We start from the raw sequence: 12,087 nt of genomic DNA on the forward strand, positions 1-12,087 counted from the left end.
ATGAACGTTTTGCTCAAGCAGACCTGGGCGGGCCTTCGCCTGCTGATCGCGATGACCGTGCTGCTCGGCGTCGTCTACCCGCTGGGCGTGTGGGCGGTGTCGCGCATCCCCGGTCTCCAGGGCCACGCCGAGGGCTCGGTGGTGGCGCAGAACGGCCAGGCCGTCGGCTCGTCGCTGATCGGGATCGACCCGGTGCCCGCCGACCCCGCGCACGACCCGTGGTTCCACAACCGGCCCTCCGCCAGTTCGAAGGACGTCCTCGGGCCGGGCGATCCGTCGACGTCGGGGCCGTCCAACAAGGGGCCGTACAACGAGGATCTGACCAAGGCCATCGCGCAGCGGCGGGACCTGATCGCCAAGCGCGAGGGCGTCACCCCGGCGGAGGTGCCCGCGGACGCGGTGACCGCCTCGGCCTCGGGCCTCGACCCGGCGATCAGCGTCGCCTACGCCGATCTCCAGGTGCTTCGCGTGGCGCGCAACACCGGGCTGAGCGAGGAGAAGGTGCGGCAGCTGGTCGCGGACAACACCACCGGAAACGGGATCGGCGTGCCGGGCGTGAATGTGCTCCGGCTCAACCTTGCCGTGCATTCGGCCGCTCCTGGCGCACACTGACACAGTGAGCACCTCTGACACACCCCCGAAGCCGCGCCGAGGCGAACTGCGGATCTACCTCGGCGCGGCTCCGGGCGTCGGCAAGACCTTCGCGATGCTCGGCGAAGCGCGCCGCCGCTTCGACCGCGGCACCGACGTGGTCGTCGGCCTGGTCGAGACGCACGGCCGCAAGAAAACCGCCGACCTGATCGAAGGGCTGGAGGTCGTGCCGCGGCGCACGGTCAGCCACCGCGGGCACGAGTTCTCCGAAATGGACCTCGACGCGATACTCGCCCGCGCGCCCGAGGTCGTCGTCGTGGACGAACTGGCGCACACGAACGTGCCCGGCGGACGGCACGAGAAACGCTGGCAGGACATCGACGAGCTGCTCGACGCGGGCATCGACGTGCTGTCCACAGTCAACGTGCAGCACTTGCAGAGCCTCAACGACGTGGTCGAGCGCATCACCGGCGTCACCCAGCAGGAAACCGTGCCGGACGAGGTCGTGCGCCGCGCGGAGCAGCTGGAGCTGGTGGACATCACGCCGGAGGCGCTGCGGCGGCGGCTCGCGCACGGCAACGTCTACCCGGCCGAGCGCATCGACGCCGCGCTGGGCAACTACTTCCGGCCCGGGAACCTCACCGCGCTGCGCGAGCTGGCGCTGCTGTGGGTGGCCGACCAGGTCGACGTCGCACTGCAGCGCTACCGCGCGGAGCAGAAGATCACCGACACGTGGGAAACCCGCGAACGGGTGGTCGTGTCGATCACCGGCGGTCCGGAAAGCGAGACGCTGATCCGGCGCGCCAGCCGGATCGCCACCCGGGCGGGCGCGGAACTGCAGGTCGTGCACATCCTGCGCGGCGACGGCCTCGCCGGGCTCGGGCCGACCGCGATGGCCCGCTGCCGCACGCTGGCCGAGGAGGTCGGCGCGACCTTCCACGCCGTGGTCGGCGACGACGTGCCGACGGCGTTGCTCGACTTCGCGCGCGGGGTCAACGCGACTCAGCTGGTCATCGGAACCTCTAGGCGGTCCCGGGTCGCGCGGCTCTTCGACGAGGGCATCGGCGCGACCGTGATCCAGCAGTCCGGGCCGATCGACGTGCACATGGTCACGCACTCCTACGCCGGCGGACGGCTGCGGGCGCGGCTGGGCACGAACCCGCTGGCGCCGTCGCGGCTCGTGATGGGGTGGGTGCTGAGCATCGTGGCACCGGTCGTCGCGACCGGTCTCGGCGTGCTGTTGCGCGACGCGGTGGAGTTCTCCACGGACGTGGTCCTCTTCGTGCTGGCCACCGTCATCGTCGCCCTGGTGGGCGGGCTCGGCCCGGCTTTGGTGGCCGCGATCTTCGGTGCCGGGCTGCTGAACTTCTTCTTCACACCGCCGCTGTACACGCTGAATGTCCACAGTCCACAGAACGTCGTCACACTCATCGCGATGATCGTGGTTGCGGTGATGGTGGCGCTGGTCGTCGCTTCCGCCGCCCGGCGCGGCGTGGCAGCGGCGCGGGCGCGGACGGAGGCGTCGCTGCTGGCGTCGTACGCGCGCACCGTGCTGACCAATCCGAACCCGATCGAGCGGTTGCTGGAGAAGGTGCGGGAGAACTTCGGCCTCACTTCTGTGACACTGTTGGAGAAGCGCAACGGGAAGTGGGACAAGGTCGCTTTGTCCGGCGGCGAACCGTGTGCTGATCCGGATGAGGCCGATGTGGACATTGCGGTGACCGCCGATGTGCACCTGACGCTTCGCGGTCGCGCCTTGCCCGCGGCGGACCGCCGGGTACTGGAAGCCGTTGCAGGACAAGCTTTGCTTGCCTTGCGTCAACAGCGAATGGCTGCCGCTGCGGCTGCCGCGGAGCGCAAGGCCGAGGCGACTGAACTGCGCACGACGTTGCTGTCCGCGGTCGGTCATGACCTGCGGACGCCGCTCACGTCGATCAAGGCAGCGATCGGCAGCCTGCGCGCGCCGGATCTGTCTCTGTCCGATGAGGACACTGAGGAACTGATGGAGGCTGTGGAGCTTTCGGCGGACCGGCTCGCCGGGCTGATCGACAACCTGCTCGACTCCTCGCGCCTGGCGACCGGTGCGGTCACCCCGCACCTGCGGCCGGTCGGCTACGACGAGGTGGTCGCGCACGCGTTGTCCAATGTGGACAACTCGAAGAACGTGCAGGTGTCCGTCGACGCGCGGTTGCCCTCCGTGCAGGCGGATCCCGGGCTCTTGGAACGGGTGATCGCGAACGTGCTGGACAACGCCCTGCGACACGGGGGCGGCGACGTTTCCGCGCGGGCGAGCGCACATTCGGAGTTCGTGGAACTGCGGATCGTCGACCACGGAAAGGGGCTGCGGAAGGGCGCCGCGGACTCCGCGTTCGCGCCGTTCCAGCGGCTGGGCGGGGACCGGGACTCGACGCCCGGCGTCGGGCTCGGCTTGTCCGTCGCGAAGGGGTTCACCGAGGCGATGGGCGGTACGGTTCGCGCGGAGGACACTCCTGGCGGAGGGTTGACGGTGGTGATCTCGTTGCCGGCCTGCACCGGCCGGGAACTCGTGGAAGCTGAGGAGGGCGCGGCGCGATGACTGCCGACCAAACGGCGACGGTGCTGGTCGTCGACGACGAACCGCAGATCGTGCGCGCGCTGCGGATCAACCTCAACGCGCGCGGGTACAAGGTGATCACCGCACACGACGGCACCGCCGCGCTGAAAGCGGTCGCCGAGACGAAACCGGACGTCGTGGTGCTCGACCTCGGTCTGCCCGACCTCGACGGCACCGAGGTGATCGCGGGCCTGCGCGGCTGGACCACAGTGCCGATCATCGTGCTGTCCGCGCGCGGCGATTCGGCGGACAAGGTGCAAGCACTCGACGCGGGCGCGGACGACTACGTCACGAAACCGTTCGGAATGGACGAATTGCTCGCCCGTTTGCGAGCCGCGGTGCGGCGTTCGTCCGTGGTGGGCGCGGACGGCGCGGAAGCCGTGGTGGACGCGGGGTCTTTCACCATCGACCTGGCGGCGAAGAAAGTGCTGCGCGAGGGCCGCGAGGTACACCTGACGAAAACCGAATGGGGCGTGCTGGAACTGCTGGTGCGCAACCGGGGGCGGCTGGTGGCGCAGAAACAGCTGCTGCACGAGGTGTGGGGGCCGTCGTATGAGACGGAATCGCATTATCTGCGGGTGTATCTGGCGCAGTTGCGGCGGAAGCTGGAACCGGAGCCTTCCCGGCCGCGGCATTTGCTGACTGAACCTGGGATGGGGTATCGCTTCGAGATCTGACGCGGGGCGGAAAGCCCTGAGGGAAGCAGATTCCCTCAGGCTGCTCAGAAGACGAGCTGCTCAATCTCCTCGACGCGCCGCGTGAGCCGGAGAGAGAGCTTATTCCCGTCGAAGAGGCTCGGCTTCTTCGATGACGGCTCGCGCGGCGTCTAGTTCACCGGAGCGGGCGTAGGACTCGGCCAGCCAGGTTTGATATAGCGCGAATTCGCGCGCGTGACTGGCTTCGTACCTGGTGACAGCGCGATCTCGCGCTGTGGACTGCGTCGGCGAAGTGCAACCAGTGCAGGGAATGGTGCACGCACTCCAGTGGCGACACAGGATGCCACCAGTACCAAGCATGCGCTGATACGGTCCTCGCGTGATGGAGCGATTCTCCTGGGACGACCTGCCAGCCGCCGTCCGAGACGCGGTGCAGGCACGTCTTGGCCAGGTCACTGTCGTCCGAGAGATCGAACACGGGCAGAACTGCAACGTCGCTCTTGTGCTGCGCGGCGAGCAAGGAGACGTCTTCGTGAAAGGCGTTCGCGGAATCAGTCCTCAAATGCGCTGGCTTCGAAATGAGTCCGAGGCTGGAAATCTCGCTCCTGGCTTAGCCCCGGCAACCCGGTTCAGCGAAGACGTCGACGCGGATGCGCCTTGGTTCGTCGTCGGGTTCGAGCACGTCGACGGTCGTCCGGCCGATCTGTCTCCGGGCGCTGAGGACCTAACGACCGTCGCCACGACGGTCGCCAGGATCAACGGGCTTCCCGGCGGTCCGGCACAGCCGCTCAGCAAGCGCTGGGTGCCGACCGACTGGTGGGCCAAACTCGCGGCCGAGGCCCCGGACAAAGTCCTGGGTTTCGACATCGACGAGCTGACCGGTTGGTGCCGCGAAACCCCCAGCCTGGTCGAAGGGACCGCTCTGCTCCACACCGATCTCCACGAGCATCAGTTCATGATCGATGACGACTCGTCGTCGGTGCGCGTGATCGATTGGGGCAGGCCCGCTTCGGGCGCGGCGTGGGTCGATGCGGCCTTCTTGGTCGTGCGGCTCATCGCGGCGGGCCACGAGCCGAACCAAGCCGAAGAGTGGGCCGCGAGGATGCCGTCGTGGTCCGCCCGAACGGACAAGGCGGTCACTGCTTTTGCTTGCTATGTAGCGGGATTGTGGGGATATCGGGCCGCGACAGGGCCGTTCCCCGGTGCCACCAGGCTCGCTGCTGCGGCACAGCAGTATGCCCGGCACCGTCTGGCGATGTCTTAATCGGACAGACAAGGCGCAAGGCCCCCGTCTGCGAGAGACGGGGGCCTTGCTGCGCGGATCAGAAACGGGTGCCCTTCCCGGATTTCAGCGGCTGCTGGAACTCGTCGGGTTGGTGTCCGAAGTGGACTCGCTCGGCGAGGACGACGGCTGGCCGCCGGTCGAGCTGCTGCCCGGGGGCTTCGGCGTCGAGCTGTCCGACGGCGGGGTGCTCACCGGGTCGGACGTCGTCGACGTCGGCGGGTTCACCGTGTGCGACGGCGGCGTGGTGGTTCCGCCGCTGGGCTTGGTGGGCGGCGGGTCGCTGCGTTCCGACGTGGTGCCGCCCGGAACCGGCTGTCCGCCGCCGGGCTGCCCGCCGGGCTGGCCGGCGTTCGGCGGGGGAGTGATGACGCTCGTCGTCGGTTTCCCGTCCGGGCCGACGGCCACCACGGTGGTCGGGGTCGGCGGGGCGGTCTGGCCGGGCGTCGGCGAACCGGGGACGGTCATCGGGCCGCCGGGGACGGCGTTGCCCGGCACGACGACCTGCGAGCTGCCCTGCAGCCCGCCCTGGCCGCCGCCGGTGCTGTTCGTCGCGGTGTCGGTGACCGAGCCGGGGCCGGCCAGTTCGGCGACCGCGGCGAAGGCCGTGGCGACCACGAGGCCGCTGACGCCCAGGATCGCGTAGCCGGAGCGGCTGAGCCTCCCGCTCGCGCCCTTCGGCGGAGCGGTGGGGGCAGCGCTCACCGCGATCTCGGGCGACGCTGAGCTTGGTTCAGGCCCGTCGGGACGGGACATGCAGGCTCCTTAGAAGAGTCAACGCTCAAGTCGAGGGGCGGCACGGGGGAGCGGGGCTCCGGCCCCGGATGCCAGGCGGGAGATTATCACCGCTCAGGACCCGTTCGCGCGACCGAGGGACGGGGCCGTCACCGTCCGCAGCCGGGCGCGTGCGGCAGGATGGGACCGGTGAACGAGCAGGAATCGCCCGTCCGGCTGGCCGCCTGGGTGCACGGGCAGGTGCAAGGTGTCGGTTTTCGCTGGTGGACCCGGAGCCGGGCGCTGGAACTCGGGCTGACCGGATTCGCCAGGAACCTCCCGGACGGCCGTGTCGAGGTGGTCGCGGAGGGTAATCGGGACCACTGTGCGCAATTGCTGGCCGCGCTGCGCTCCGGAACCTCACCCGGACGAGTGGATCAGGTAGTTGAACGCTGGACCGCCGCCAAGGGAGGGCTGGACGGATTCGCCGAACGCTGAGGCCGCTGGGACGGTTGCGGCTGTTGGGGTGCTTGGGGTTGCCGGGGCGGTCGAACCTGTGCTAGGCGCGCCCGGGCGGCCTGGCCTCCCACGGCGGCGGAGAACCCCCGGGTAGCCTGTCCCGAACCGGGGGAACCGGTAGCCATCCAGTACCCGTGGCCAAGAGGGGTCGGCAGCACGTGCACCTGAAAAGCCTGACGCTCAAGGGCTTCAAGTCCTTCGCCTCGGCGACCACGCTGCGCTTCGAACCCGGCATCACCTGCGTGGTCGGCCCGAACGGCTCCGGAAAATCGAACGTCCTCGACGCGCTGCGCTGGGTGATGGGCACCCAGGGCGCGAAGGACCTGCGCGGCGGCAAGATGGAAGACGTCATCTTCGCCGGCACCGCGGGCCGCGCCCCGCTCGGCCGCGCCGAGGTGACGCTGACCATCGACAACGCCGACGGCGCGCTGCCGATCGAGTACGCCGAGGTCTCCATCACCCGCCGGATGTTCCGCGACGGCGCGAGCGAGTACGAGATCAACGGCGACCGCTGCCGGCTGATGGACGTCCAGGAGCTGCTGTCGGACTCCGGCATCGGCCGCGAGATGCACGTCATCGTCGGGCAGGGGCAGCTCTCGGCGATCCTGGAGTCGAAGCCCGAGGAGCGGCGCGCGTTCATCGAGGAGGCCGCCGGCGTCCTCAAGCACCGCAAGCGCAAAGAGCAGACCCTGCGCAAGCTCAACAACATGCAGGGCAACCTCGACCGGCTCACCGACCTCACCACCGAGCTGCGCCGCCAGCTCAAACCGCTGGGCAAACAGGCCGAGATCGCGCGCAAGGCCCAGTCGGTGCAGTCCGACCTGCGCGACGCCCGGCTCCGGCTGCTCGCCGACGACCTGGTCACCCAGCGCGAGTCGATCGCCCGCGACGAGGCAGACGAGCGCACCGCCCGTCAGCGCCGCGCCGAGGTCGAGCAGGCGCTGGAACTCGTGGCGGCCGAGGAAGCCGAGCTGGAGGCTTCGCTCGCCGAGGACGCGCCGCGGCTGCAGATCGCGCAGGAGACTTGGTACAAGCTGTCGGCGCTCACCGAACGGCTGCGCGGCACCGTGCGGCTGGCGGTGGAGCGGCAACGGCACCTTTCTTCCGACGTTTCCGCGCCGACCGGCGGCCGTGACCCGGAGGAACTGCTCGCCGAGGCCGAGCAGGCAGCGGAGCGCGAGCAGGAGCTGACCGAAGCCGTCATGGAGGCCCGCGAACTGCTCGCGGAAACCGTGCTGCGCCGGGAAGATCTCGAACAGCGGGTGCAGGCGGCGGAGCGCGCGCACTGGGCCGCGGTCCGTGCGATCGCCGACCGTCGTGAAGGCATGGCGAAGCTGACCGGTCAGGTCGAAGCGTTGCGCAGCAAGAACGGCGCGACCGCGGAAGAGGTCGACCGGCTCACCGTCGGGTTGCAGGAAGCCGCTGAGCGCGCCGAGATCGCGGTCGAAGAGCTGGAAGAGGCGAAAGCCGCTGGCGGCACGGAGGAATCCGACGACGCCGAGCTGCAGCAGCGCCACGACCGTGCGGTGGAAGCGAACAACGCCGCCAAGGCCCGGGTCGAAGAACTGGTGAAGGCCGAGCGCGGTTCCGAGCGCGAGATCGCGTCGGAGAAGGCCCGGGTCGAAGCGTTGTCGATGGGCCTCAAGCGCAAGGACGGCGCGGGCGCGCTGCTCGGTGCGTCCGCGGAGTTGCCCGGACTGCTCGGTTCGGTCGCCGCGTTGCTCACCGTGCAGCCGGGCCACGAGGTGGCGCTGGCCGCCGCGCTCGGGCCGGTGGCCGACGCGGTCGCGGTGTCCGGCGGCGAGAACGCGCTGTCCGCGCTGAAGTACTTGAAGGAAACGGATTCCGGCCGTGCCGGGATCGTGCCGGTCGGTGCCGGGTCCACTGTGGACACCGGTTCCTGGCCGACGCTGCCCGAGGGTGCGCGCTGGGCCCGCGAGGTCGTCAACGCGCCGGAGCAGCTGCGGCCCGCGGTCGAGAAGGCGCTGGACCGGCTCGCGCTGGTGCCGGATCTGGACGCCGCCCGCCAGCTCGTGGCCCAGCATCCGGAGGTGCGCGCGGTCACCGCCGAGGGCGATGTCTTCGGCTCCAGCTGGATCGCCGGTGGTTCCGCTGCCCGCGAGAGCGTGATCGAGGTCCAGGCGGCGGTCGACGAGGCGCAGGAACGCTTGCGCACCGCCGAACGCGCGCTGGAGCAGTACTCCGCCGAGCTGGAAGGCGCGCGCGCCGAGCAGCAGGCCCGGCGCGAAGAGGTCGGGCAGGCGAAGGACGCGCTCGGCGACGCCAAGGTGCGCAAGGCGCGTTCGTCCGAGCGGCTCAACCGGTTGCAGCAGGCGGCGCGGTCCGCGCAGGCCGAGGTCGAGCGGCTGACGCAGCAGCGCGCGAAGGTCGAGCAGAGCCGCGAGCAGGCGCTGGAACAGTTGGCAGAGCTGGAAGAACGGCTCGCCGCGGTCGCCGAGCAGCCGGTCGAGGACGACCCGGACACTGCCGAGCGGGACGAGGCTGCTGAGCAGCTTGCCGTGGTACGGCAGGAAGAAGTCGAAGCGCGGCTCGCGCAGCGCACCGCCGAGGAACGCGCGCGCAGCATCGCCGGGCGCGCGGAATCGTTGCGCCGCGCGGCCTACGCCGAGCAGCAGGCCCGCGAGCGTGCGGCCAAGGCTCGGGAAGCCCGGGAGCGCGGCGCGGAAATCGCGAACGCGGTCGTCAACGCCGGTGAGTTCGCGCTGGAACGGATTGAGCTGAGCGTGCAGCGCGCGGCCGCCGAGCGCGACGAAGCCCAGGCGCAGCGCCAATCCCGCGAAACCGCGCTCACCGCGGTGCGCGCGAAGGTGCGCGAGCTGTCCGGCGAACTGGAGAAGCTGACCGACGCCGTGCACCGCGACGAGGTGCTGCGCGCGGAACAGAAACTGCGGCTGGAAACGCTGGAAGCCAAGATTGCCGAGGACTTCGGCATCGGGCTGGCGGACCTGGTCGAGGAGTACGGCCCGAACGTGCCGGTGCCGCCGAGCGCGGGCGAAATGGCCGAGTACGAGGCGGCGAAGGAACGCGGCGAGGACGTCACCCAGCCGCCGCCGATGCCCTACGACCGCGACACCCAGGCCCGCCGTGCCAAGCGCGCGGAGAAGGACCTGACCCTGCTGGGCAAGGTGAACCCGCTGGCGCTGGAGGAGTTCGCGGCGCTGGAGGAGCGGTACAAATTCCTCTCCACCCAGCTGGAAGACCTCAAGGACACCCGCAAGGACCTCGAAGCCGTCATCAAGCAGGTCGACGAGAAGATCCTGGAGGTCTTCGCCTCGGCCTACGCCGACGTGGCGCGCGAGTTCGAGACCGTCTTCGGCGTGCTGTTCCCCGGCGGCGAGGGCCGGATGGTGCTCACCGAGCCGAACGACCTGCTCGCCACCGGCGTGGACGTCGAGGCCCGCCCGCCGGGCAAGAAGGTCAAGCGGCTGTCGCTGCTGTCCGGCGGCGAGAAGTCGCTGGTGGCGGTCGGCATGCTGGTGGCGATCTTCCGCGCCCGCCCCTCGCCCTTCTACGTGATGGACGAGGTCGAGGCGGCGCTGGACGACACCAACATGCGCCGGCTGATCGGCCTGCTGGAGCAGCTGCGCGATTCGTCGCAGCTGATCATCATCACGCACCAGAAGCCGACGATGGAAATCGCCGACGCGCTGTACGGCGTGAGCATGCAGGGCGACGGCATCACCAAGGTGATCTCGCAGCGGCTGCGCACCGCGGAAGAGGAACCGGTCCCGGCTTCCTAGCCGGGTTGCGCCGGTCGCGGCGATCCTGCCCGAACGGGCAGGGCTTGCCGGACCGCCGTCCGATCGGCCAACTGCCGCCGAGTCCGCGCGTCTTCAGGGGTGTTCGAAAGAAACACATCCTGGAGGGGATTCGACAATGCGCACCATGGTGGCCCGCACCCTGATTTCCGGTTCGATGCTCGGCGCGGCGCTGGCCGTCGCCGCGTGCGGCGGCGGCTCGCAAACCGGGCAGGCCGCGACGGTGCAGAGTGCGCTCTCGGCCGCGCCGACCGCTTCCTCCGTGGCAGCGCCGAGTTCTTCCGCCGCGCCGTCCGCCCAGGCGCAGGCACCGACGCACGCGAGCAAGCCCAAACCGCGCCCGGCGCCGGCCAAGGAGCAGCCCGGCGACCGCCTGCCGGGCAAGGGCGAACTCGGCAAGGGAGCCGACTGCGGCCCGATCGACGGCCCCGGCGGCAAGGTCGACGTGGTGACCGAGGCGATGCCCGCCGGGACCGTCGGCTGCACCGAAGCGATCAACGTCATGTCCGACTACCTGTCCCAGGCCCCGACGAAGGCCGAGGGCAGCGGACGCTTCCTCGACGTCGACGGCTGGAACTGCGGATACGACGGCGGAAACGGCGGCAGCAAGCAGATTTTCTGCGGCAGCAAGGGTCTTTCGTTCCACGGCAAGGCCGTCTGAGCGTTGCTCCTTTTCTCTCGGACCCCGGGTACGAACGGGTAGAAGCGGGCGCCGCGGCTGTCCGGACGAGGTCCGCTGCTGGCACGGTCGGTCTCGTCCGGCGGCGCGGTCACCGCCGCGTTCGCCGGGATCACCTTCAAGGCAGCACTGGGAGAAAGGTTCCACAGCGATCATGCCTTCACTTGTCAAGAGACTCGCGATCGGCGGCGCCGCGGCGCTCGCGCTGGCCGTCACCGTTCCGGCCGGTCAAGCGTTCGCCATCGACCGGGTGGCCTGCAACGGCCGCACCGACTTCGTCCAGCTGCGCCTCGCGGGCGGAAGTCCTTGGGACGGCAGCGATGTCGCCTGCTTCGCCAACGGCGGCGCGACGTACGTGGACCTGGGCGGCGTCACCCGGGTCGACTCCGGCAACAACTCGGTGACCCTGTTCTGGGACGGCGGCCGGACCGACCTCGGCCACTGGCAGGGCGGCGACCTGAACTTCGTGCACGTGCGCCAGGTCTGGATCCACTAAGCGTTTCCGGCGGCGGCTCGGCTTCCCCGGACGCGAGGAAGCCGAGCTGTTCGTTGTCACACTGCCAACCCGGCGCGGGCCGCTTAAGGTGATTCTGGCCGAACGGCCGCGTCCCGGGGAGGAAATTCTTCATGCGCACGATGGTGTCCAAAGCCGTTGTCACGGCGTCGATTCTCGCGTTCGGCGGGCTGGCCGCGGCCTGCGGCGGGAGCACCGGCGCGGCGGCTCCGTCGTCGGTCTCGGCCGCACCCGTCGCCACTTCGGTGCCGGAGAGTGTGGCGTCGAGCACCAAATCCGCGCCCGCGAGCAAAACGCACAGCGCGAGCGAATCGCCGGAAAACGGCTCGGACACTGGCGAAACGGTGGGTCCGCCGGTCGACTGCGGTCCGATCGCCGCGCCCAACGGCAAGGTCAGCCTCGTCGCCACCGAAACGAAGGCGGGTCGTCCCGGCTGTACCGAGGCGATCAACGTGATCACCGAGTATTTCAAGGACGCGCCCGAAAAAGCCGAGGGAACCGCACACGTGCTGAACGTGAGCGGCTGGCGGTGCATGGCCGACACCGGCGCGCAGGGCAGCGGCCGGATCGGCTGCGACAAGGACGGCATGGTCTTCTACACGCAGCCGTAAACAAACGTCGTGAGTGTTTATGCCGGTTAGGGCGTAACGCGTTCCGGCTGCCTGCGTGCGGGCTCAAGCGCCCCAATGTGGCATTGGGTGCGTCTGACGCACCCAATGTGGCGTTCGGTGCGTCACATGCACCCAATGCCTCATTGGGG

General features: G+C 69.8%; 10 protein-coding genes. 9 read left to right on the top strand and 1 reads right to left on the bottom strand.

The annotated features are described in order from the left end of the window. From ACWGIC_RS35555 to ACWGIC_RS35570, 4 genes are all read left to right on the top strand, one after another. On the top strand, positions 1–612 hold the full coding sequence (locus tag ACWGIC_RS35555; RefSeq protein WP_452080315.1) for a potassium-transporting ATPase subunit C: 612 nt from the start codon (positions 1–3) through the stop codon (positions 610–612). A gap of 4 nt (positions 613–616) precedes the next feature. Then, positions 617–3,166 carry a DUF4118 domain-containing protein gene (locus ACWGIC_RS35560; protein WP_452080316.1) on the top strand — a complete coding sequence of 850 codons (2,550 nt, stop codon included), beginning with the start codon at positions 617–619 and terminating at the stop codon, positions 3,164–3,166. Next, positions 3,163–3,861: a response regulator gene (locus tag ACWGIC_RS35565; RefSeq protein WP_452080317.1), complete on the top strand. Its 699-nt coding sequence runs from the start codon at positions 3,163–3,165 to the stop codon at positions 3,859–3,861. The genes ACWGIC_RS35560 and ACWGIC_RS35565 overlap by 4 nt, the downstream gene beginning before the upstream one ends. A 481-nt stretch (positions 3,862–4,342) precedes the next feature. Further along, the gene (locus tag ACWGIC_RS35570; RefSeq protein ID WP_452080318.1) at positions 4,343–5,104 is read left to right on the top strand and encodes a phosphotransferase; all 762 of its coding nucleotides are present in this window, start codon (positions 4,343–4,345) and stop codon (positions 5,102–5,104) included. A gap of 84 nt (positions 5,105–5,188) precedes the next feature. Here the strand turns inward: ACWGIC_RS35570 and ACWGIC_RS35575 are convergent, their stop codons facing one another. Next, entirely contained in the window at positions 5,189–5,878 is a 690-nt protein-coding gene (locus ACWGIC_RS35575; RefSeq protein ID WP_452080319.1) for a hypothetical protein, read from the bottom strand. 159 nt (positions 5,879–6,037) lie between these two features. Between ACWGIC_RS35575 and ACWGIC_RS35580 the strand changes: the two genes are divergently transcribed. The 5 genes from ACWGIC_RS35580 (at position 6,038) to ACWGIC_RS35600 (ending at position 11,938) form a co-directional block, all read left to right on the top strand. Next, the gene (locus ACWGIC_RS35580; protein WP_452080320.1) at positions 6,038–6,334 is read left to right on the top strand and encodes an acylphosphatase; all 297 of its coding nucleotides are present in this window, start codon (positions 6,038–6,040) and stop codon (positions 6,332–6,334) included. A gap of 179 nt (positions 6,335–6,513) precedes the next feature. Further along, entirely contained in the window at positions 6,514–10,116 is a 3,603-nt protein-coding gene (gene smc / locus ACWGIC_RS35585; RefSeq protein WP_452080325.1) for a chromosome segregation protein SMC, read from the top strand. Positions 10,117–10,252: 136 nt separating this feature from the next. Beyond that, a complete protein-coding gene (locus tag ACWGIC_RS35590) occupies positions 10,253–10,795 on the top strand; it encodes a hypothetical protein (protein ID WP_452080321.1) in 543 nt (180 codons plus the stop codon). Positions 10,796–10,967: 172 nt separating this feature from the next. After that, positions 10,968–11,309 (top strand): beta/gamma crystallin domain-containing protein, encoded by a 342-nt coding sequence (locus ACWGIC_RS35595; RefSeq protein ID WP_452080322.1) that lies wholly within the window; start codon positions 10,968–10,970, stop codon positions 11,307–11,309. 131 nt (positions 11,310–11,440) lie between these two features. Next, positions 11,441–11,938, top strand: a complete 498-nt coding sequence (locus ACWGIC_RS35600) for a hypothetical protein (RefSeq protein ID WP_452080323.1) — start codon at positions 11,441–11,443, stop codon at positions 11,936–11,938. The last annotated feature ends 149 nt before the right edge of the window (positions 11,939–12,087 follow it).

The sequence above is a fragment of the Amycolatopsis sp. NPDC054798 genome (assembly GCF_053611505.1).

Coding starts and splice junctions, on each gene's coding strand:
- ACWGIC_RS35555 (WP_452080315.1), top strand. CDS start 1: ATGAACGTTTTGCTCAAGCAGACCTGGGCGGGCCTTCGCCTGCTGATC.
- ACWGIC_RS35565 (WP_452080317.1), top strand. CDS start 3,163: ATGACTGCCGACCAAACGGCGACGGTGCTGGTCGTCGACGACGAACCG.
- ACWGIC_RS35575 (WP_452080319.1), bottom strand. CDS start 5,878: ATGTCCCGTCCCGACGGGCCTGAACCAAGCTCAGCGTCGCCCGAGATC.
- ACWGIC_RS35580 (WP_452080320.1), top strand. CDS start 6,038: ATGGGACCGGTGAACGAGCAGGAATCGCCCGTCCGGCTGGCCGCCTGG.
- ACWGIC_RS35590 (WP_452080321.1), top strand. CDS start 10,253: ATGCGCACCATGGTGGCCCGCACCCTGATTTCCGGTTCGATGCTCGGC.
- ACWGIC_RS35595 (WP_452080322.1), top strand. CDS start 10,968: ATGCCTTCACTTGTCAAGAGACTCGCGATCGGCGGCGCCGCGGCGCTC.
- ACWGIC_RS35600 (WP_452080323.1), top strand. CDS start 11,441: ATGCGCACGATGGTGTCCAAAGCCGTTGTCACGGCGTCGATTCTCGCG.